This is a genomic window from uncultured Marinococcus sp. (assembly GCF_947493875.1).
In the GTDB taxonomy this organism is placed as follows: domain Bacteria; phylum Bacillota; class Bacilli; order Bacillales; family Marinococcaceae; genus Marinococcus.
Window position 1 is genome coordinate 52,227 of the sequence record NZ_CANLSU010000006.1, and the last position, 19,797, is coordinate 72,023.

At 47.9% G+C, this 19,797-nt stretch carries 21 protein-coding genes and 1 tRNA gene; 5 read left to right on the top strand and 17 right to left on the bottom strand.

Annotation, left to right across the window (positions count from 1 at the left end; genetic code table 11):
* The first annotated feature begins 18 nt into the window (after positions 1–18).
* The 3 genes from Q0757_RS12225 to Q0757_RS12235 all read left to right on the top strand — a co-directional run bounded on the left by Q0757_RS12225 (position 19) and on the right by Q0757_RS12235 (position 2,514).
* On the top strand, positions 19–801 hold the full coding sequence (locus Q0757_RS12225) for a TerC family protein (protein ID WP_298787740.1): 783 nt from the start codon (positions 19–21) through the stop codon (positions 799–801).
* A 177-nt stretch (positions 802–978) separates the two neighbouring features.
* On the top strand, positions 979–1,752 hold the full coding sequence (locus Q0757_RS12230) for an alpha/beta fold hydrolase (protein WP_298787742.1): 774 nt from the start codon (positions 979–981) through the stop codon (positions 1,750–1,752).
* Positions 1,753–1,929: 177 nt separating this feature from the next.
* Positions 1,930–2,514 carry a hypothetical protein gene (locus tag Q0757_RS12235; protein WP_298787744.1) on the top strand — a complete coding sequence of 195 codons (585 nt, stop codon included), beginning with the start codon at positions 1,930–1,932 and terminating at the stop codon, positions 2,512–2,514.
* A gap of 304 nt (positions 2,515–2,818) precedes the next feature.
* Here the strand turns inward: Q0757_RS12235 and Q0757_RS12240 are convergent, their stop codons facing one another.
* The 7 genes from Q0757_RS12240 to Q0757_RS12270 form a co-directional block, all read right to left on the bottom strand.
* Complete coding sequence (locus Q0757_RS12240) at positions 2,819–3,661, bottom strand: phytoene/squalene synthase family protein (protein WP_298787746.1); 843 nt, start codon at positions 3,659–3,661, stop codon at positions 2,819–2,821.
* Positions 3,662–3,725: 64 nt separating this feature from the next.
* Positions 3,726–5,174, bottom strand: a complete 1,449-nt coding sequence (crtI, locus tag Q0757_RS12245; protein WP_298787748.1) for an NAD(P)/FAD-dependent oxidoreductase — start codon at positions 5,172–5,174, stop codon at positions 3,726–3,728.
* Positions 5,171–6,667, bottom strand: a complete 1,497-nt coding sequence (gene crtI / locus Q0757_RS12250; RefSeq protein WP_298787750.1) for an NAD(P)/FAD-dependent oxidoreductase — start codon at positions 6,665–6,667, stop codon at positions 5,171–5,173. Before crtI (Q0757_RS12250) ends, crtI (Q0757_RS12245) begins: the two co-directional genes overlap by 4 nt.
* Positions 6,668–6,812: 145 nt before the next feature.
* Complete coding sequence (locus Q0757_RS12255; RefSeq protein WP_298787752.1) at positions 6,813–7,667, bottom strand: fructosamine kinase family protein; 855 nt, start codon at positions 7,665–7,667, stop codon at positions 6,813–6,815.
* The gene (locus Q0757_RS12260) at positions 7,667–8,134 is read right to left on the bottom strand and encodes a low molecular weight protein-tyrosine-phosphatase (RefSeq protein WP_298787754.1); all 468 of its coding nucleotides are present in this window, start codon (positions 8,132–8,134) and stop codon (positions 7,667–7,669) included. Before Q0757_RS12260 ends, Q0757_RS12255 begins: the two co-directional genes overlap by 1 nt.
* A gap of 12 nt (positions 8,135–8,146) precedes the next feature.
* The gene (locus Q0757_RS12265) at positions 8,147–8,584 is read right to left on the bottom strand and encodes a YaaR family protein (protein WP_298787756.1); all 438 of its coding nucleotides are present in this window, start codon (positions 8,582–8,584) and stop codon (positions 8,147–8,149) included.
* Positions 8,585–8,601: 17 nt separating this feature from the next.
* The gene (locus tag Q0757_RS12270) at positions 8,602–9,726 is read right to left on the bottom strand and encodes a M20/M25/M40 family metallo-hydrolase (protein WP_298787758.1); all 1,125 of its coding nucleotides are present in this window, start codon (positions 9,724–9,726) and stop codon (positions 8,602–8,604) included.
* Positions 9,727–9,827: 101 nt separating this feature from the next.
* Between Q0757_RS12270 and prli42 the strand changes: the two genes are divergently transcribed.
* Positions 9,828–9,908, top strand: coding sequence for a stressosome-associated protein Prli42 (gene prli42, locus Q0757_RS12275; protein WP_156847924.1), 81 nt, complete (start codon positions 9,828–9,830; stop codon positions 9,906–9,908).
* A gap of 71 nt (positions 9,909–9,979) precedes the next feature.
* On the opposite strand, the gene Q0757_RS12280 is transcribed toward prli42, so the two are convergent.
* From Q0757_RS12280 to Q0757_RS12290, 3 genes are all read right to left on the bottom strand, one after another.
* Positions 9,980–10,996: an aromatic acid exporter family protein gene (locus Q0757_RS12280; protein ID WP_298787760.1), complete on the bottom strand. Its 1,017-nt coding sequence runs from the start codon at positions 10,994–10,996 to the stop codon at positions 9,980–9,982.
* A gap of 170 nt (positions 10,997–11,166) precedes the next feature.
* Positions 11,167–11,241 (bottom strand) — tRNA-Arg (locus Q0757_RS12285).
* Positions 11,242–11,314: 73 nt separating this feature from the next.
* Entirely contained in the window at positions 11,315–11,677 is a 363-nt protein-coding gene (locus Q0757_RS12290) for a hypothetical protein (protein ID WP_298787762.1), read from the bottom strand.
* Positions 11,678–11,846: 169 nt separating this feature from the next.
* On the opposite strand from Q0757_RS12290, the gene Q0757_RS12295 reads away from it, so the two are divergent.
* Positions 11,847–12,083 carry a hypothetical protein gene (locus Q0757_RS12295; protein WP_022793565.1) on the top strand — a complete coding sequence of 79 codons (237 nt, stop codon included), beginning with the start codon at positions 11,847–11,849 and terminating at the stop codon, positions 12,081–12,083.
* Positions 12,084–12,152: 69 nt separating this feature from the next.
* Here Q0757_RS12295 and Q0757_RS12300 read toward each other — a convergent pair whose 3' ends face one another.
* From Q0757_RS12300 to Q0757_RS12330, 7 genes are all read right to left on the bottom strand, one after another.
* Positions 12,153–12,581: a BrxA/BrxB family bacilliredoxin gene (locus Q0757_RS12300; protein ID WP_298787765.1), complete on the bottom strand. Its 429-nt coding sequence runs from the start codon at positions 12,579–12,581 to the stop codon at positions 12,153–12,155.
* Positions 12,582–12,661: 80 nt separating this feature from the next.
* Entirely contained in the window at positions 12,662–13,648 is a 987-nt protein-coding gene (locus Q0757_RS12305; protein ID WP_298787767.1) for a metal ABC transporter solute-binding protein, Zn/Mn family, read from the bottom strand.
* Positions 13,649–13,776: 128 nt separating this feature from the next.
* Complete coding sequence (locus tag Q0757_RS12310; protein WP_298787770.1) at positions 13,777–15,024, bottom strand: dihydrolipoamide acetyltransferase family protein; 1,248 nt, start codon at positions 15,022–15,024, stop codon at positions 13,777–13,779.
* Positions 15,025–15,037: 13 nt separating this feature from the next.
* Positions 15,038–16,021, bottom strand: coding sequence for an alpha-ketoacid dehydrogenase subunit beta (locus Q0757_RS12315; RefSeq protein ID WP_298787772.1), 984 nt, complete (start codon positions 16,019–16,021; stop codon positions 15,038–15,040).
* Position 16,022: 1 nt separating this feature from the next.
* Positions 16,023–17,030, bottom strand: coding sequence for a thiamine pyrophosphate-dependent dehydrogenase E1 component subunit alpha (locus tag Q0757_RS12320; RefSeq protein WP_298787774.1), 1,008 nt, complete (start codon positions 17,028–17,030; stop codon positions 16,023–16,025).
* 20 nt (positions 17,031–17,050) lie between these two features.
* Positions 17,051–18,466 carry a dihydrolipoyl dehydrogenase gene (gene lpdA / locus Q0757_RS12325; RefSeq protein ID WP_298787776.1) on the bottom strand — a complete coding sequence of 472 codons (1,416 nt, stop codon included), beginning with the start codon at positions 18,464–18,466 and terminating at the stop codon, positions 17,051–17,053.
* A 203-nt stretch (positions 18,467–18,669) separates the two neighbouring features.
* The gene (locus tag Q0757_RS12330) at positions 18,670–19,770 is read right to left on the bottom strand and encodes a Glu/Leu/Phe/Val dehydrogenase (RefSeq protein WP_298787778.1); all 1,101 of its coding nucleotides are present in this window, start codon (positions 19,768–19,770) and stop codon (positions 18,670–18,672) included.
* Positions 19,771–19,797: the final 27 nt, after the last annotated feature.

Here is a 19,797-nt window from a genome sequence, read left to right on the forward strand (position 1 = left end):
AAAAGGAGAGAAGAAGGAATGGATGTAGGTTTATTAATGGAGTACAGCTGGGTGCTGGTTATACTTGTCCTGCTTGAGGGTGTGTTAGCAGCTGATAACGCAATGGTTTTAGCGGTAATGGTTAAGGACCTGCCCGAAAAACAACGGAAAAAAGCTCTTTTTTACGGGTTATTTGGCGCTTTTCTCTTCCGCTTTGGATCGCTGTTTATCATCAGTTTTCTGGCGGGTGTTTGGCAGGTCCAGGCTATTGGGGCAGCTTATCTTCTCTACATCGCCATTAATCATATTATCAGGCACTTCGTCCGCCATCGCCAGCAGCAAAGCGAGGTTGCTGTAACTAAAGAAAATAAATCGCCCGGCTTTTGGAAAACTGTGCTGAAGGTAGAGGTTGCAGATATTGCTTTTGCCGTTGATTCAATTCTCGCAGGTGTCGCTCTTGCTATTACCCTTCCGGCCTCCGGGCTCCCGGCTATTGGCGGGCTTGATGGTGGAATTTTTGCTGTGATTTTACTCGGGGGGTTAATCGGGGTTGTTATTATGCGTTTTGCTGCCAGTAAATTTGTTATTCTGCTGGAAAAACGTCCAGGTCTTGAGATCACAGCCTTTGTGATCGTGGGCTGGGTCGGTGTGAAGCTAGCCGTTTATGCTTTGAGTCACCCGGCGCTGCATATTATTCCGGAAGCATTTTCCCATTCACCGCTTTGGAAGGCTTCCTTCTATATTGTCCTCGTTGTGATTGCGGTCAGCGGCTGGTTTTTATCCACCCCAAAAGCTGCAGATGAAACAGCGAAAGAACGTTAATCGTTAATGCAGACTTCGTTTTGTATATAAAACCAGGCGTCTTTAAGCAGGTGAAAGCTTAAGGGCGCTTTTTTGCACCGTTTTCAAGCCTGGACGTTTATTTATACAGATTGAAGGTAAAAAAGAATTAGATAAAAATTTAATTTCACGGCTGACGAAAGCCGAAGGAGCTTGCTTATGCCATTTTTCACTTCAAAAAGTACATCACTCTATTATGAACAGCGGGGCCAGGGGCCTGTGCTTTTATTTATTTCCCCTCCCGGCCTTGGCTGTGCGGCCTTTGAGCAGCAGCATCCGCTTGAAGATCAGTTTAAAGTCGTTACCTTCGATCCACGCGGAAATGGAAAAAGCGAATGCGGGGACACTGTTGACGGCACCATCAGCCAGTGGACAGAGGATATTTACGCCCTGGTATCTCATCTTGAGACTTCCCAGGTTATTCTTTGCGGCTATTCCTTTGGTGGACTCCCCGCCCAGGAATTTGCTTACAGATATCCCGAAAAGACAAAAGCACTCGTATTAATCAGCAGCTTTCCAAAAGTACGAACGTATATGCTGGCCGGGAAATTCCGTCTTGGCATTTGGAGCACATACGAAAATCTGCTGGGAACGCTTGGCAAAGGACTCGCCTTTTCTCATACCAAAAAGCAGGACCAGCAGGCGCGCATCGAAAAAAATATTGAAAACAGTGACCCCGGTGTTTTGGAGCAGATGTATTTGAACGGCAGGCACTATGACAGCACCGGCCTTCTCCCTTATATCAGTTGCCCCGTGCTTACGATATTTGGCAGCAATGACGTGTTCGTAAAAAAACATCAGCATGATTTTAAAGCCCGGCTTCCCAACATGCACAATGTTCATATTCAGGGTAAAGTACACCAGCTTCCCACCAGAGCCGCCAACGAGGTGAACGCTATTATCAGAAATTTTGTTAACAACGATGTTTACTGAAGAAGCATAAAGGATATATGCTTATAGTTCATTCTTACTTTGCATATCAGACACGGCGGTAATGGTTGGATAATAAGCTAACCCATGAGCCAGCAAAAGAAATCTTTTTTCTTGCTGACTCTTTTTTTAATTTCCTGAACCATTTATTTTATATTTTAACAAAAAGGAGTAGATATAATGAGTAACACATCAACCGGCAAAACACTGCCAATTGTTGCGCTTTCAGCTGCGGCTATCGGGGGAGGCGTATACTGGTATGCGAAAAGATCCGGTAGTACCAGCGAGAGCGGCAGCAGCGAAGGCATCAAGGATAAAGTAAACAAAGCGAATCAGGAAGTCGATACTGACGAACTGAAAAGCCGTTTCCAACGAACAGTAGAGCTCGCCAAGCAGGCAACGACCCAGCTGCAGGAAATTTACAATGATTACGGCAAAGACATTATTGAGCAGATCCAACAGGTGAAAAAAGACTCCGAAGGCGTAGTATCCACGGCAAAAGAAGCCGGTGATGAGCTCAAGGATGTAGCTGAGACAGCCAAGGAAGCTGAACAGGAGCTCGAAGGGGTCAAGGACCAGGCAAAACAGGGCGCAGAGCAGGTTTCTTCCTCTGATCATTCCGGCTCTTCTGCTGAAAGCAGTGCCAATCAAAATATCCAGGAGTCTCCGGAAGAAGAGATAAAAAGAAAAGACGATCAGGCGGACATTGAGCCGCAGGAGGAAGGAAAAAATCAGCGGGACCCAAACAGCAGGGGCAATAACTAAGCCTCCCTCTGTGATAAAAATCTTCTAAAACGTGTTAAACCACCAGGGACGGATCCTGGTGGTTTGTTTTATGTCCCTCTCATATGTCAGTCTTTTCCGCATGCTCTCCGCCATCCACGCAAGTTCTTTGTATAAGCAGACGAAAACCGCCGGATATAATAACATCCCGCGGTTCCAGCTGTATATATTCATAACCACTATAACATACATAAAATTCCATTTTTAAGGTTTCGTTTTCCGCATTAGAAAAAGAACAGAGTTTCTGTTTTTTGGCTGGTCTCCTCCCGCTCCTGCTTAACATCTTTTAGGAGGAGAGTCTTTTTAAGATACTCCATTTATCCCGTTTAGAAACGTAGGCCCGCTCTTTAAACACCTGGTAATCGTTTTTCCGTACCGATTCCAAAATTGCCTGATACATATAAGCAGCGCCTTTGACGGGATACCTCGCATCCTTTGGATACTGTTCAATAGATTCAAGCGCCTCTGTATACAGCTCCTCTGCGCGTGCGGCAGTCTCCTCCCACGCACGGACAAATGACGGGTTCAGGCGGTGCGCGTAAAGATCTCTGGTGGTATAGCCGTGCTTTTCAAGTATTTCAACAGGGAAATAAATGCGCCCACGCTCCAGATCTTCGCCTACATCGCGCAGAATATTTGTCAGCTGCATCGCCTTTCCAAGGGCGATTGCGCCCGGCTTCAGGTGTTCAAAACGCTCCGGGGAAAGGATAGGCAGAAGCATCAGCCCTACAGTTCCTGCTACATAATAGGAATATCCTTCAACTTCTTCCAGTGTGTAATAAAAAATTTTTTCTAAATCCATATACTGCCCCTGGATCATATCCAAAAAAGGCTGTACTTCCATATCGAATCGTTCGAAAGTATCTCTCAGTGCAATCCATTGCAGGGACGGCTGATAAAATGGATCGCGGACAAACTGGTTGAACATGGTTTCAAATTCCTTTAATTCCTCTTCCGGGTTTTCCCCCTCGTCCACAATATCATCGACCGTGCGGCAAAAAGCATAGACGGCCCAGACACCCCGCCTTTTTTCAAGCGGCAGAATATCAAATGCCTTCGAAAAAGTTTTGCTGTGCATTGTAATAATACGATGACATTCTTCGTATGCTTCTTCTAACGTTGATTTCATACTTCTCATCCCCTCTCCCGCGTGTCAGAAGCCAAGTGATGGTTGGTCCCCTGCCGGGTGTTTATCAGAACATATCCTGCTTTATCCCTGTCTCGAGATGCTCTGCTAACAGTTTTGCTCCCTGCATGACAATTGGGACACCGCCACCGGGATGCGTAGAAGCGCCTACCGCGTATACGTTGCTGTAAGAGAACGGCTTAAGCTGCGGACGGAAAGCGCCTGATTGGGCAAAGCTCGGAGCGATGCCAAAGCTGCCCCCTTCATACAGCCCATATCTGCCGGCATCCTGGGGCGTACGGATCTGCATCCACTGAATCGAAGAACGCAGGTGCGGGAACCCTTTTTTTTCGACCGTCTCCAAAATAGACTGAATAAACTCTTCCTGCACCTCCCAGTCGACGTTGTCTCCTGATGGCACGGGAACGAGCAGATACAGTACACTCTTACCTTCCGGGGCGAGGGTAGAGTCTATTAATGACGGGTGGAATGCATAAATACTCGGCTCTTCCGGTAACTCCTTCTTGTCAAAAATCTGCTTCATTTGATGATCAAAATTGCTGCCCATAAAAAACTGGTGTATAGATGCCTTTGTATATATTTTGTCTAATCCCAAATAAATTAGCAAGCATCCTGATGAAGAAGTGTATTTTTTTTGTGATTTATTTTCCACCAGCTGTTCTGCCACTGGGAGCTCACAGTTGCAGATCAGCCGGTCTGCCGGTTCTACCCTCTTATCCGTTTTCAGGGCAGTAAATACCTGTCCCTTCGCCTGGATGCTTAATGCCGTTTCTTCAAACCGAAATGTCACTCCGCGGCGATCCAGCTCTTCTTTAATTTTTTCGATCAGCATCGCATAGCCTCCGTGGATATACCAGATGCCGTGATACTGTTCACTGAAGGAGACCAGGGAGTAAATACCGGGGGTAGTGGCAGGATTGCCGCCAATGTAAAGCGTCTGCAGGGAATATGCGTCCCGGAGCCGGGGGTCTGTAAAATAATCAGCCACCTGCGCTCTCACCGACTGATAGGCCTTCATCTGCCATAGGGAACGGATATTAGCTGCAGTGAAAAACTCCCGTTTGCGCATAAATGAACGGGATAAAAAATCCTTTTCCCCCTGCAGGAAATTTTTCTTCATATCACGCATAAATCTTTCAAAATGCTCTTCTTCTCCCGGAAAGGTCCGTGCCATTTCGTCTTTCTGTTTTTCCTGATCACTCCATTTGTAAAATTCTGTTCCGTCGGAAAAAACCATACGGTACAAAGGATCGATCCGTTCCATATCAAGCACTTCCGGATCCATCCCCGCTTCCGCAAGTATGGCTTTAATTGTTTCGGGCAACAGGACGATCGTTGGTCCCTCATCGACTTTAAACCCATCCTGCTTCACCCATTTGATTCTTCCGCCTGCTTCTTTATCCTTTTCCACTATCGTTACTTTTTCGCCCGCCTGGGTTCTGTAGAGAGCTGTTACAAGTCCGCCGATACCGCTTCCCACGATAATATTTTTCATTGCGCCCGCTCCCTGGAATATTTAGCAGTCAGTGCCTGAGCAGTGATCCTGCCGGATACAATAATCGTCGGCAGGCCGCTGCCCGGATGCGTGCCTCCGCCAACCAGCCAGCAGTTCCCGACATCTTCGAATTTGTTATGCGGACGAAAATACATCATTTGATTTAAGCGGTGGGACAAATTAAACACGGCTCCTTCGTACACATTACTGTCGATCTGCCAGTCTGTGGGCGTATAAATTTTTTCCACTTCAATATGATCCCGGAGTCCTTTAAAATGCGAACGACTTTCCACCTGGTCAAGCACCAGGTCCCGAAAGCTGTCCTTGTTGTTCTCCCAGTCGATGCCGCTCTGGTTGTTTGGAACCGGGGCAAGCATATAAATTGGCGATTTTCCTGCTGGCGCCAGTGTGTCGTCGGTCACGGCCGGATTATGAATATAGATCGACGGATCATCCGAAACAATTTTTTCATGAATCATTTCTTCTACATTCTTTTTATAATCATTGGAAAAAACGATAGAATGATGTGCTGCTTCGGAATAGGTAGTGTCCACGCCGGCATAAAGCATAAACGCCGAACAGGAATAGTCTTTTTCAGCCACTTTTTCTTTTTTCCATTTTTTCAGCGGTTCATCAAACAATTCGGTAGCAGCGTAGGCAAAATCCGCATTAACCACCACTTCATCTGCTCCAAACACTTCCCCGTTTTCAAGCTCCACCCCCACAGCCTGTTGTTTTTTTGTGCGGATGCTTTTAACCGGCGTATTCAGATAAAGATGTCCGCCGTCTTCTTCAAATGCTTTAGCCATTGCTTTTGGTATCTGATTCAATCCCCCCGTAGGGTGAACAATCCCGTACTCATGCTCCATGTAGGAAAGAATGCTGAACGCCCCCGGGCAATCCCATGGTGACATTCCTAAATATTTGGACTGAAAGGTAAAAGAAAGCTTCAGCCGCTCATCGGAAAAATACTGGCTCAGCACGTCGTAGACAGACTTGCCGAGTGCCAGGTGCGGAAGGGCTTTAAGCGTACGGGGCTTCATATAGTCCAGGAGCGACCCGTGCTCATGCTCAAGCACCGGCAGAAGCGCATCCCAACGTTTTCCCAGATCATGCATAAAACGATCGTACCCCTTTTCGTCACCTGGAAAGGAAGCAGCGATCCGTCGTTTCATTTCCTGCTTATTGGAAGTCGGCCGAAAGCTTGAATCTTCGAAAAATAATTCATACATCGGGTCCAAGTAATTCCAGGAAATGTAGTGTGCCAGGTCCCTTCCGGTTGCTGAAAAAATTTCCTCAACAATATGAGGCATGCTTAAAAATGTCGGACCTTTATCAAAGCGGTACCCGTCAACGTCCACGTGGGACGTGCGCCCGCCTGGCTTATCGTCCTTTTCGAACACACTTACCTGAAAACCCTGACTTTGCAGCAGCATGGCAGCGGTAAGTCCTCCGGGGCCCGCCCCAATAACCGCAATTCGTGTCTCTCTCACTCCAAAAAGCCCCTCTCTGTCAAAACCTTATGTTCATGTCCAAAGTTTTATTCCCGTTTTTTTGCATTCTCAACCTGCCCAAAAGCCCCGGAAAATAGACATTGTAAAAGCATAAAAAAAGACCTTTCAGAAAGAAAGGTCCCGTTCAGCTGGTTCTGCTGTATAATGCAAGCACCCGGTCCACCTGCGCCCCGTACATTTCCCCGAACACGTTTAAATGAACGAGCAAATAATACAGCTGATAGAGAGGCATCCGCTCCTCAAATTCAGCTTCCACCGGCTGAATGGTTTCATAAGCCTCATACGTCCGTTCCGAAAAGCCTCCAAACAGACGGGTAAAGGCAAGATCAAATTCGTAGTCCCCATACCAGCAGGCAGGATCGATCAAATACGGACGTCCTTCTTCTCCTGTGAGCCAGTTGCCGGCCCAAAGGTCTCCGTGCAGCTTTACCGGCTGCCGGTCATCGGGTATCCACTCTCCGAGGTGGTCCAGAATGTAGCGAAGGCGGCGGGACCGTTCGTCAGTCAGTTTACCGAGGGACCTGGCGATTTCCATCTGCGGCCTCAGGCGGTGATCCCTCACAAAACGCACCCAGCTCGTTTCCCATGAATTTTCCTGCGGCAGCTCCCCGATGAAGTTATCCTCCTCGAGGCCGAAATAATCCCCTGAAGACTGGTGGAGATTGGCCAGATCGATCCCAAGCCACTCATCAGTGCGACTGTCTCCGCTTCCCTGAATAATGTCCATAATAATAAATTTCTTGGACCAGTGCAGTACGTCAGGCACATGCACCGCTTCCGATTCACGCAGGAATTCGAGTCCGCGTTTTTCCTGGCGGAAAAAATCATACGGTGCCTCTTCATGCCATTTCAGAAAATAGGAGCGCCGGTTTGTATCCACCCGGTAGGCAGAGCTGATGCTTCCTCCGGAGAGGCTTGCTATATTGGTCACTTCTGCCTGTGGATCCACGTACCGTATCGCTTTTTGAATATGCTCCATTATACATTCTCCTGCTCTCTAATCCATTGTAGTAAATGAAAGGTACTCGTATTAATCAGTTCAAACACATGGCCGAAATTATTATCAAAATAAGGGTCAGGCACGTCTTCCCTCCGGCGCTCAGGATGAAAGTCCAACAGTTTCCATACTCTGCCGTCTTTAGTGGAAACGTGAAAATCCTGAAGCATATCAAGGTTCTGATCATCCATAGCCACAATATAATCGGCTTCTTCTCCGGCCTCCACTACCCGGGCTGTCCCCGGGCCGGCAGATACACCGTGTTGTTCGAGTACACCGATCGTTCCTTCGTGCGGAGAAGAGCCTGCATGCCAATCACCGAGTCCGGCCGAGTCCACGCTGATTTTATTTTCCACTCCCGCTTCCTGCAGATGCTTTTGAAAAAGCGCTTCTGCCATTGGCGAACGGCAGATGTTCCCTAAACAGATAAATAACACCTTTATACTCATAGCTTCTCTCCTTTACCCGTAGAGATGAATAATCATGCCTTTTATCTCCCCGGTCATATCGAGGAGGGAGAGCGGCTCCTGTTCCTGCTGCAGCATCTGGTCTGTCATTTCCACTAATTTTTTATCAATTTTTTCAATCAGCTGATGGGTTTTGAGCCTGCCATCACTGCCAAACGACCTTTCTTCATGCAGATTCAAGCCATGGTCTTTCAGTTCTGTAATAATTTCCCTTACAAGGCGTTTATACTCTTTTAATTCCGGAATGGTCTGGTGCTCCATCAGACGCCGGCCCTGCTGGTCAAGCTGTTCAAGCATGATACCCATCTGACGGTTGAATGTTTTGGCCTGTTCGGTCTGCATCATTTCTGAAAATGGATTTTTTTCGGCTTTTCTATCCTTTACGTTAGGCAGCGGTGATTTAATATTTCCCTGAAGGCGCTGAATATCCACGCGTATATTTTCCTCCTTTACGCATTTTCTGCCGGCCCGGTTACAATAGCCGCCATAAATGCTGGTACTTTCACAAATTCTTTAATGAGCAGCCGTTCTTCCGTAGTGTGGATGTTTTCATAGCCGACACCCAGATTGATGGTAGGAATGCCGTAGCCCGAAATTACGTTTGCATCGCTGCCGCCTCCGCTTTGTACAGTTCTCGGCTCCACATTGAGCCGATGGGCAGCCTGAACAGCACGCTGCACCACATCATCCGATTCAGCCAGCACATAACCTTCATACATTGGCTGTATATCAATAGAAGCCTGAGCCCCCATCTCCTCAGCTGCTTCTTCGAAGGCTTCTCTCATAGCTGCCACCTGTCTGCTCAGCTTATCCGGTTTAAAGGAGCGTGCTTCCGCAGAAATCACGACCTCATCACACACGACATTCGTCTGGGTGCCCCCGGCAAAGCTTCCAATATTGGCCGTTGTTTCTTCATCGATTCGTCCAAGCGGCATTTTGGTTACGGCTTTAGAAGCCACGCTGATGGCTGAAATGCCTTTTTCCGGCTCCACCCCTGCGTGTGCTTTTTTTCCGTAAATAGTCGCATGCATTTTTGTCTGATACGGCGCCGAGGTGACGAGAGTGCCTACCGGGCCGTCACTGTCAAGCGCATAGCCCATATCGGCATGCACCAAGCCGGTATCCAGATGCTTTGCACCCACAAGCCCGGACTCTTCCCCGACCGTAATGATAAACTGAATGTCTCCGTAAGGCTCGTCTTCTTCCTGAAGCATTTTTACCAGCTCAAGCATGGACGCAATTCCCGCTTTGTCATCAGCACCGAGGATTGTTTCTCCCTTCGAAACAATATATTCATCCTGCACCTCAGGTTCAATACCTTTTCCCGGTTCAACTGTATCCATATGGGATGTGAAATAAATCACCGGCTTTGCGCTGTCTGTGCCTTTCAGCGTACAGACCAGATTCCCCGCCCCGTGGCCGGTGGTGGCTTTGGCGTTATCTTCTTTTGTTTCAAGTCCAAGCTCCTGGAATTTCCGTTTAATGACATCTGCAATTTTGGCTTCATGCTTTGTTTCCGAGTCAATTTTCACCAGTTCGATAAATTCCTGTATTAAACGTTCCTGATTTGCCATCACTATTATAACTCCTTTACGGATTGCTTAGGTTTATTATATATTTTTCGCCTGCTGTGTTATAATTTGAGCATTAGTTTCCATTGAAAGCGGGGGTTAAAATGCAGAAAGTCATTATTTACATTATGATCTTTGCGCTTGTCGGCAGCAGCCTGTTAATGGGCGGAGCGGTGATGTTTTAAACGAACGCCAATTTTTGTATGTATTTGATAAAGCAGAACTTACGGGTGTACATGCCCGCTCGTTCTGCTTTTTATTTATTTCTGCGTGCCATCTGCCTGTGTAGTCTTTTGCCCGATATTGTATGGGTCCGCTTCGGATCGGGCTTAAACATTTTTTTAATGAGCAGGTATTCTTCAATTTCATACAAAATATAAAAGAGGGATGAGCGTATTTCGAATTCATGTCTTGTTTTTGGCAGCTCCATCTGCTGAATTTCATACTTCATTTCGTCAAGACGGTATAAAAAATAGCCGGCAGTATTGCCCGGGGAGACGGCGTCGCTTAGTTCATCCATATAATCAGCCATTTTGTGGCCCTGGGGCACGGACTGGTCAATCGAAGAAATAAACGGCAGAATACTTTCGAGTACCGAAAACTGCTTTTCTCTCATACGAAAATAGTGGTAAAAGTAGTCATCATCCCGCAGAAAATGGTTGTCTATATCCCTTAGGGCCTTCCCTTTAGCTTCATCAATGATCTTCGCTGCATCCGAAAATTCTGCCCCGTCCCAGATGTTATCGCCAAAACGAAGGTAGTTTGCGTACTCCTCCCATATTTTACGAAAAGCGTCTTCGAGGCTTAACTGGTCCTGGGCCAGGCTTTTTTCACTGCTCGGCATATAAAGATTCATGATTAATGCTACCCCAATACCGACGAAAATAATCGCGAGCTCGTTCATCCAGATGCCTGCACTCACCTGTTCTTCTGTGTAAAGGTGCAGCACGATAACGCTGCTTGTGACGATACCACGGGCAGCATTTGCTGCTACGCTTAGTGGAATGCTGATCAGAAAGAGTGCAGCTATAGCCACTGGATTATATCCTATCAGTTCAAAGAATACACTCGCGACCCCGAGCCCAATCACGCAGGAAACGAGTCGTTCGATGCTGACAGTCAGGGAGCCCCTCTTAGTCGTTGTAATACAAAGAATGGTAATGACGCCTGCTGATATATAGTAATCCAGCTGCAGCAGCTGGGCAATGTATACGGATATAGCTGTGCCTACTGCTGTTTTCAGCGTCCGATATCCAATTCGGAATCTCCCCATCTAAAAAAACCTCTCTGTTTGTTCATTCGTACTTATATTATATCGTAAACACCGGCAGAGGGAAACTGACTGGCGCTTTTCGGCCCTGGCACCTCTTCTGTGCTGATTTTAGCCCAAAAACCAAATAAAAAAGCAAAGGAGACAGCTCCTTTGCTTACACATTTATTCATTGGTGCGCCTACCAGGACTCGAACCTGGAATGCGAGAACCGGAATCTCGAGTGATATCCCTTTCACCATAGGCGCTTTTGTCATATGTTTTAACAAGACAATGAATACTATACCAATGAACGAATATGAAAGTCAACCCATTTTTTAATTACGCTTCCCCGGAAGATCCTTCGAGCATTTTTTCAAACTGTTCGTTGATATCCTCTTCACTGTATCCTGCTTCCTTCAGGCGTTTGGTGAAATGCTGGGAATACACTTTGGAGCGTTCCTGCATTTTGCCGAATTTCTTTGACTCCTGCTTTTTTTTCGTCCGTTTCTCCCGGTCTTCCGCGTTGGACATGATGCTTTCGGTAATAAATAAGGCTTTCCACACCTGCTCTTCTCCGTAGCCGGAGGCGTTTGCGTCAAGTTCATCGATGACGTTTTGGTAGTAATCGCGGAACTCGTCGTACGAAATTTCTTCGTCCATGTTTAAGTATTCCTGTATTTTTTCATAGTACGTCTGAATCATTTGTCTCCGCCCTTTTCATTTATGTATTCCGAAACAGTATACCATGAATATAAAGCGGAGCGTCAAGGTACTTCCCTGTCTTTTCTTATTTTTGCAATTGACGTTTAAATCAAAAGCGGTGGGGGGAACAAAACTTAATAGATCATACACGAAGAAAGAGGGATAGCATATGGCAGAAGTAACTTTTAAAGCTAATGTAGGAGAACCACAGACAACGATCGCTTCCAACGGCAAAACACTCTGGTACAGTGTGACAAAGGAAGAAGGCCCTTCAACAAAAAGTAATGACTTCCGGGTCGGGTTTGAAACTTCCCAGGAATTTGAGCCGAAAACGAGCGAAATTGTATTTCCGGATGTTGATACTACTGTAGAGCAGGACGGCAACATTTATCATTTGGAAAAATAAATCCAATGGGCTCCTCCTTTAGGGAGGAGCTCTTTTTTACAAAATAAAAAGCGCCCCGGAGGGCACTTTTTATTTTGTGCAGTACTGATCGAACGCTTCCTCAAGTTGTTGAACAACCTGAATCGGCTCATGGCCTTCAATTTCATGACGTTCAACCATGCGTACCAGCTCTCCGTCTTTTAGGAGACCAAATGATGGAGACGATGGCGGAAATCCTGTGAAATAAGAACGGGCCTGCTCGGTCGCTTCTTTATCCTGACCTGCAAATACGGTCACAAGACGGTCCGGCTTCGTATCATAATTCGTCATGTACGCTGCCGCCGGACGGGCAATGCCTCCGGCACAGCCGCATACAGAGTTTACCATAACGAGTGTTGTGCCTTCCTTGTTCAATACTTCATCGACTTCTTCCGGAGTACGAAGAGACTGGTAGCCCGCTTCTTCGATTTCATCCCGGGAAGCTTGTACTATATCATTAACGTAAAAATCAAAATTCATTAAAATCCTTCCTTTCCTTCATCGGATACCTATATTGTAGCGGATAAGAACAGGGAATCACAAGTGAGAAGCTTGAAAAGTTATTCGTTCAATGCTTTTTCAAGGTTATCGATATTCTGATTCATCAATGAGATGTAGCCCGCGCCATCAGCAATCTCTTCTTCGCTGGCTGATTCGAGGTTATTTAGCGTATAAACCTCCGCCCCGATTTCTTCCTGAAGAACGTCTGTGGTGTCAGACGGAATATTTTCCTCCACCATAATGGCATTCAGATCGTTTTTTTCTGCTGTATCGATAATTTCATTGATTTCCTGCGTGGAAGGTTCATTCTGGGCGTTCACGCCGTTAACAGCGATTTCCTCCAGGCCGTATCGTTCTTCCCAGTATCCGTATGCTGCATGGGAAACAATAAATTGATTTTTACTGCTTTCATCCACAAGGGTCTCAAAACGCTCATCCAGTTCATCGAGCTCCGCTGCCAATTCTTCATAATTATTTTCGTAGGCGTTCTCATTATCCGGGTCCGCCTCAATCAGCTCGTCCCTAATCACTCCGGCTGCTTCCTTCGCCTGAACCGGATCAATCCAAATATGGGGGTCTGCGCCGCCGTGGTCGTGCTCTTCCCCGCTGTGGCTTTCTTCAGCATGATCCGCATGCTCCTCTTCAGATTCTCCTTCTTCATGTTCGTGGGCTTCTTCCCCGCCCGCAGCTTCTGCCACCCTGGCAATCTGCACGTCCTGATTGCCGATCGTGCTCTCCACTTCGTCGGCAAACCCTTCCATTCCGTTTCCGGTCATCACAAACATATCGCCCTCCGCAATGTCTGTGAGTGTCTGCGGCGTCGGGTCATATGTATGCGCATCCGACCCGGCCGGTACGACGTTTTCTACATTTACATGGTCGCCGCCGATCTGTTTTGTAAAGTCCTCCCAGGCAAAAAGCGTGGTGTACACTTCAAGCTTTTCCTCGCCTTCGCTCCCCTGTTCTTCCTGGTTATCCTCCGAACCGCAGGCGCTTAAAGAAGCGAATGCTGCTCCAGCTGCTCCTAAAATAAATAGTTTATTCATCGTTGCACCTCTTTATCGTAATGATTACGTTTTGTATGTACATTGATTTTAGCGCAAGGTAATCCATTTGTAAATAAGAATGATTCTTTTTTGTGATTAAAAAAGAGAGCTTCCCAAGGAAGACTCTCTTAAATGTTTTCCGTGCCTTTATAATTTTCAAGCCGCTGCTTTAGGTCAGCTAGAAACCGTCCGCACAGCAGACCGTCTAAAATCCGGTGATCCAGGGAGAGACATAGGTTAACCATATAGCGTATTGCTATCATATCCCCCTGCATGACTACCGGTCGTTTCACGATCGATTCCACAGAAAGAATGGCCGCCTGCGGGTGATTAATAATCGGCATGGACTGTACAGAACCAAAGGACCCGGTGTTATTCACCGTGAACGTCCCGCTTCTCATTTCTTCAGCCTTAATGGTGCCCTGACGTACTTTGGTGGCAAGAGACTGCATATCCCGGGCGAGGCCGCGAATGTTTTTTTCGTCTGCCTGCTTAATGACCGGCACGTACAAAGCTTCCTCGCTGGCTACAGCCATCGACAGGTTCACTTCCTTGCGCTGAATAATCCGATCGCCGTCCCAGGTGGAATTAAGGCTTGGAAACAGCTGCAGAGATTCAGAAACAGCTTTCATGAAAAATGGCAGATACGTAAGCGAAAAGCCTTCTTTTTGTTTAAACTCATCCTTCACGCTGTTCCGGTACGCTACCAGATCTGTCACGTCCACCTCTATCATCGTCCAGGCGTGGGGAATTTCCTGCTTGCTTTTCACCATATTGTCTGCAATTGCTTTTCTTGCTCCGGTTACCGGAATAATCGTGTCGCCTTCACGCTCCTCCTGATTTTCAGAAGGCTTTGTTGAATAGATAGGAAATGGCGAAGGTGCAGCTTCCTCCTGCTTGATTTTTTCTGCGCCTTCCCGGATCGCTTTTTCAACATCCTTTTTTGTAATGCGCCCCTGTCTGCCGGATCCTTCGATATCGTCAAGGTTCAGGCCGTTTTCCTGGGCGAGTCGCCATACAACCGGCGAATACCTTTTTTTCATCGACTTCTCTTCTTCTCCATCTGTTTGTGCCGAGGCCGTTTGCTCCGTTTCTGCAGAAGGCTTTTCAGCCTTTTTTACCTCGGCCGGCTCCGCTTCTTCTGTTTCCATATAGCAGATGAGCGTGCCTACAGCCACTGTTTCGTTTTCTTCAGCAACGAGCTCGCTGATTTCACCTGTATACGAGCTGGGAATTTCTGCACTCACTTTATCTGACAGCACTTCTGCGATCGGATCATATTTTTTTACTTTATCGCCCGGTTTTACAAGCCACTGGGACAGCGTGCCTTCGGTGACACTCTCCCCAAGCTGCGGCATTGTTACTTCTTTGCGCATCCTTGATACCCTCCTAAAATTCCGCCAAATCTCGTATCGCTTTCGTGATTTTATCCGTATTCATTAAAAATTCTTTTTCCAGTGTCGGAGCGTAAGGCATGGCCGGCACATCGGGAGCTGCAAGTCTCCGGACCGGCGCATCAAGGTCAAATAAATTGTGTTCGGAAATGATGGCCGACACTTCACTCATGATGCTTCCTTCGAGGTTATCCTCGGTGACAAGGAGCACCTTTCCGGTTTTCGCCGCGGCTTCTTTGACTGCTTCCTTGTCGACTGGATAGACGGTTCTCAGATCCACCAGATGCACATCGATGCCTTCTGCGGCAAGTGTATCAGCGGCCTGGTTGGCCAGATGCACACACAATCCGTATGTAATCACGGTAACATCCGTCCCTTCCCGTTTGACTGCTGCCTTTCCGATTGGCACAGTGTAGTCCTCTTCCGGCACTTCGTCTTTAAGCATCCGGTACGCGCGCTTATGCTCAAAAAATAACACCGGGTCGTTATCCCGGATCGAAGCCTTCAGCAGTCCTTTCGCGTCGTAGGGGGTGGACGGAATGACCACTTTCAGCCCCGGCGTATTCGCAAACAGCGCCTCCACTGATTGTGAATGATACAGAGCACCGTGCACTCCGCCGCCAAAAGGCGCCCGGATCGTAATCGGACAGTACCAGTCATTGTTGGAGCGGTACCGGATTTTTGCTGCTTCAGAGACAATCTGGTTGACTGCCGGCATAATAAAGTCCGCAAACTGCATTTCTGCTACCGGGCGGAGGCCGTACATCGCAGCCCCAATACCCACTCCGGCAATTGCTGATTCGGAGAGCGGAGTGTCGATGACACGCTCGTCGCCGTACGTGCTGTGCAGCTCTTCGGTCGCACGGAACACCCCGCCCTTCAGACCGACATCCTCGCCCAGAACGAACACGTTCTCATCACGTGCCATTTCTTCCTTCATCGCTGTATTGATTGCCTGAATATAAGACATGACTGCCATATTAATTCCCTTCTTCCTCGTAAACGTACTGCCCAAGCGTTTCCACAGCAGGGTATTCTGCTGCTTCAGCGGCATCCGTTGCGGCATCCACTTCCTCGCGGATCCGCTGCTCCATGGTCTGTTCTTTTTCTTCGGTAAGGATCCCCTCATTCCGCAGGTAATCCGCAAAAGCCACGACAGCGTCGGTCTGCTTTTCTTCATCCATTTCTTCGACGCTCCGGTACAGTTTATCGTTATCGTCACTTGAATGCGGCGTCAGCCTTGCTACTAGCGCTTCAACGAGGCTCGGGCCTTTACCGTCCCGCGCCCGGTCCACTGCTTCTTTCATAGCTTTATACACCTCAAACGGCCGTGTGCCCTCCACAGTGACCCCCGGCATACCATATCCCTTTGCGCGGTCAGCAACATGCTCGCAGGCGAGCTGTTTGCTGAGAGGTACGCTGATAGCGTATTTATTGTTTTCACAGAAAAACACGACTGGAAGATCGTGGACGCCGGCAAAGTTCATGCCTTCATGAAAGTCTCCCTGGTTGGAGGAACCCTCACCAAACGTAACCATCGTCACAAAATCCTTATTTTTCATTTTAGCTGCAAGTCCAAACCCGGCAGCATGGGGAATCTGTGTAGTTACCGGAGAGGACTGAGTCACAATACGGTTTTTTCGCTGGCCGAAATGGCCCGGCATCTGTCTGGATTCAGAGTTGGGGTCCCCCTGCTTGGCAAAAGCCGCCAGCATCAAATCCTTCGCAGTCATCCCAAATGCCATGACAAGACCAAAATCCCGGTAATACGGCAGCAGGTAGTCCTTATCGCGGTCAAGCGCCATAGCTGCAGCTGCCTGGGCCGCTTCCTGGCCCTGGCAGGAGACAACAAATGAAATTTTACCGGCACGGTTCAGCAGCCACATCCGTTCATCAAGACGTCTTGCCTGCAGCATGATTTCATACATTGTGAGCGCTTCTTCGTCGCTTAAGCCTACTTCCCGGTGGGTACTGTATTCCTGAATCATATTCGTTCCTCCTTGTTATTTCATCCGTGGTGAATAGCTTTTCCGTCTACCGCCAGGGCACCTTCAGCATAAATTTCCGCCAGTGTCGGATGCGCGTGCACCGCTCCCTGTATTTCAAGATGCGAGGCATTCATATAGACAGCAAGTGCTCCTTCGTTAATCAATTCGGTCGCTTTTTTTCCGACAATATGAACGCCGAGCACGTCTTCTGTTTCTTTATCCACAATCATTTTCATAAATCCTTCCGGATCATTTTCCACCAGGGCCTTGCCTATTGCCTGAAAAGGAACATTGCTTGTTTTGATATTCAGGCCGGCGTCTGTGGCCTCATGCTCTGTCCAGCCTACCGAAGCCATTTCTGGATCCGAGTAGACGCAGGAAGGAACGTTTTTATAGTCAAGAGGCTCCGGGTGATTTCCAAGCATATGCTCTACAGCGATGATGCCTTCACGCGAAGCCACGTGGGCCAGCTGCATGCCGCCGATGACGTCGCCGATAGCATACATATGTGATTCCTTCGTCTGGTACATGCCCGACGTCTGGATGAAGCTTTTCTGTACTTCGACTTCCGTATTGTGGAGTCCCAGATCCCCCGTATTGCCGGTCCTTCCTACAGCGACGAGCATTTTCCCGGCCGTCAGTACCTCTTTGGACGTTGTATGGATCGTTATTTCCCCGTTTTTCGTGAGTGAAGAAGGATCGAGCTCTGTATTTGTAAAAATACGGACGCCTTTTCGTTTCAGGCGTTTTTCCGCCTCTTTCGACACAGCGTGGTCCATCATCGGAAGCACGCGGTCGCCGAGCTCCACCAACTGTACCTCCACGCCGAAATCCTGAAGCATTGAAGCCCATTCCACGCCGATAACTCCTCCCCCGACAATAACCATCGATGAAGGGAGCTTTTCTGCCTCGAGCAGTTCTTCGGAGGATAAAATGTATTCACCATCAATTTCGAGCCCCGGGACAGTAGCCGGACGTGAACCGGTGGCGAGCATAATCTGCTTGGGCTGCAGCATAATATTTTCCCCTTCAGTTTCTGTTTCCACTGAGATAGTGCTTGCTGTTGGAGAAAAGATGGAAGCTCCGAGGATGCGCCCGTGACCGTAATATACATCCACCTGGTGCTTGGACAGCAGCTGCTGAACCCCTTTATGTAATTGTTGCACCGTCTGATTCTTTTTTTCGCGTACCTTTCCGAATTGCAGGCTCACATTGTCTGCTTCGACGCCGTAGCTCAGACTTTCCTGCACCATTTTGTATACCTCTGCGCTTTTTAAATACGATTTGCTTGGGATACATCCACGGTGCAGGCAGGTGCCGCCGATATCACGCGCTTCTACCACCGCCGTCGATAATCCTCTTTTTGCTGCATGCACAGCGGCCACATATCCGCCAGTACCAGCTCCTAATATGACCAGGTCATATTCTTTAGCCATAAAAATTCCTCCTGCGGGCTTTCACCCAGGATTTTATTCGTTTATCTCTACTTTATTTTAATGGATTTTTCCGTTTCATCATAGCACGAAAATAGATCTGGTAAAGAGAAGTTTTGACATTTGGAGATTATTATAGCACATCCTTTCGATATGCCGGAAAACAGACGCCGGTGCTAAAATAAAAAAGCAGCGCTCAGGCTGCTTTACCGATTCGTTAAAATATGCCGCGAGTGGGGCAGAAACTGTTTTCTTGAACGTTTGATGGATTCAATGCGTTCTTCGGCCAGCCGGTTTGCGGCCTGGAACGATGGAATACCGTCGCGTCTCGCGATTTCAAATACACGGACAATATTATCGTAGATACCGTCGACTTTCTTCAGGGCCCGCTCACGGTCGTAACCATAGAGCTCGTCGGCGATGTTAATGACGCCGCCTGCATTAATAATGTAATCTGGGGCGTAAACGATGCCCCGCTCCTCTAAACGGATGCCGTCCTCTTCTGTCTGCAGCTGATTATTGGCTGCTCCCGCCACTACCTTTGCCTGAAGACGGGGAATGGTTTGTTTGTTCAATCCCCCTCCAAGCGCACACGGGCTGAAAATATCGCACGGAACATCGTAAATTTCTTCCGGTGCCACTGCTTTTGCCCCATAGGCATGAACGGCACGCTCCACCGAAGCCTCCCGGATATCGGTCACAATTAATGATGCTCCTTCTTCATGAAGAAATCTGCACATTTCAAACGATACGTGCCCCACACCCTGAACTGCAATCGTTCTGCCGGCAAGATCATCGGTACCGAAGGCCTCCTTTGCCGCTGCCTTCATGCCCTGATACACGCCCCGGGCCGTGACCGGAGAAGGATTTCCACTCGATCCGGAAGCAGCCGACAGTGAAATACCAGTCACAAAATTCGTTTCTTCGTGGATAATATCCATATCATGCTCTGTGGTGCCGACATCCTCTGCCGTAATATAGCGCCCGGCAAGGCCCTCAATGTAACGCCCGAATGCACGAAACATTTCTTCATTTTTATCTGTGCGCGCATCTCCTATAATCACAGCTTTGCCCCCGCCGAGGTTCAGGCCGGCTGCTGCATTCTTATAGGTCATTCCTTTGGCAAGGCGCAGCACATCTTCAAATGCTGCTTCTTCGTTCTCATACGTCCACATTCTTGTGCCCCCCAAAGCCGGGCCGAGTGTCGTATCATGTATGGCAATAATTGCTTTTAATCCTGAGTTCCGGTCCTGGCAGACCACTACCTGTTCATAATCGTGCAGCTCCATACGCTCAAACAATTCCATTTTTCGTTCTCCTTTTGTATAAATTCA

Coding starts and splice junctions, on each gene's coding strand:
- prli42 (WP_156847924.1), top strand. CDS start 9,828: ATGCAGAAAGTCATTATTTACATTATGATCTTTGCGCTTGTCGGCAGC.
- Q0757_RS12225 (WP_298787740.1), top strand. CDS start 19: ATGGATGTAGGTTTATTAATGGAGTACAGCTGGGTGCTGGTTATACTT.
- Q0757_RS12280 (WP_298787760.1), bottom strand. CDS start 10,996: ATGGGGAGATTCCGAATTGGATATCGGACGCTGAAAACAGCAGTAGGC.
- Q0757_RS12295 (WP_022793565.1), top strand. CDS start 11,847: ATGGCAGAAGTAACTTTTAAAGCTAATGTAGGAGAACCACAGACAACG.
- Q0757_RS12290 (WP_298787762.1), bottom strand. CDS start 11,677: ATGATTCAGACGTACTATGAAAAAATACAGGAATACTTAAACATGGAC.
- Q0757_RS12330 (WP_298787778.1), bottom strand. CDS start 19,770: ATGGAATTGTTTGAGCGTATGGAGCTGCACGATTATGAACAGGTAGTG.
- Q0757_RS12230 (WP_298787742.1), top strand. CDS start 979: ATGCCATTTTTCACTTCAAAAAGTACATCACTCTATTATGAACAGCGG.
- Q0757_RS12310 (WP_298787770.1), bottom strand. CDS start 15,024: ATGCGCAAAGAAGTAACAATGCCGCAGCTTGGGGAGAGTGTCACCGAA.
- lpdA (WP_298787776.1), bottom strand. CDS start 18,466: ATGGCTAAAGAATATGACCTGGTCATATTAGGAGCTGGTACTGGCGGA.
- Q0757_RS12305 (WP_298787767.1), bottom strand. CDS start 13,648: ATGAATAAACTATTTATTTTAGGAGCAGCTGGAGCAGCATTCGCTTCT.
- Q0757_RS12240 (WP_298787746.1), bottom strand. CDS start 3,661: ATGAAATCAACGTTAGAAGAAGCATACGAAGAATGTCATCGTATTATT.
- crtI (WP_298787748.1), bottom strand. CDS start 5,174: ATGAAAAATATTATCGTGGGAAGCGGTATCGGCGGACTTGTAACAGCT.
- Q0757_RS12320 (WP_298787774.1), bottom strand. CDS start 17,030: ATGATTCAGGAATACAGTACCCACCGGGAAGTAGGCTTAAGCGACGAA.
- Q0757_RS12270 (WP_298787758.1), bottom strand. CDS start 9,726: ATGGCAAATCAGGAACGTTTAATACAGGAATTTATCGAACTGGTGAAA.
- Q0757_RS12235 (WP_298787744.1), top strand. CDS start 1,930: ATGAGTAACACATCAACCGGCAAAACACTGCCAATTGTTGCGCTTTCA.
- Q0757_RS12300 (WP_298787765.1), bottom strand. CDS start 12,581: ATGAATTTTGATTTTTACGTTAATGATATAGTACAAGCTTCCCGGGAT.
- Q0757_RS12315 (WP_298787772.1), bottom strand. CDS start 16,021: ATGGCAGTCATGTCTTATATTCAGGCAATCAATACAGCGATGAAGGAA.
- Q0757_RS12260 (WP_298787754.1), bottom strand. CDS start 8,134: ATGAGTATAAAGGTGTTATTTATCTGTTTAGGGAACATCTGCCGTTCG.
- Q0757_RS12255 (WP_298787752.1), bottom strand. CDS start 7,667: ATGGAGCATATTCAAAAAGCGATACGGTACGTGGATCCACAGGCAGAA.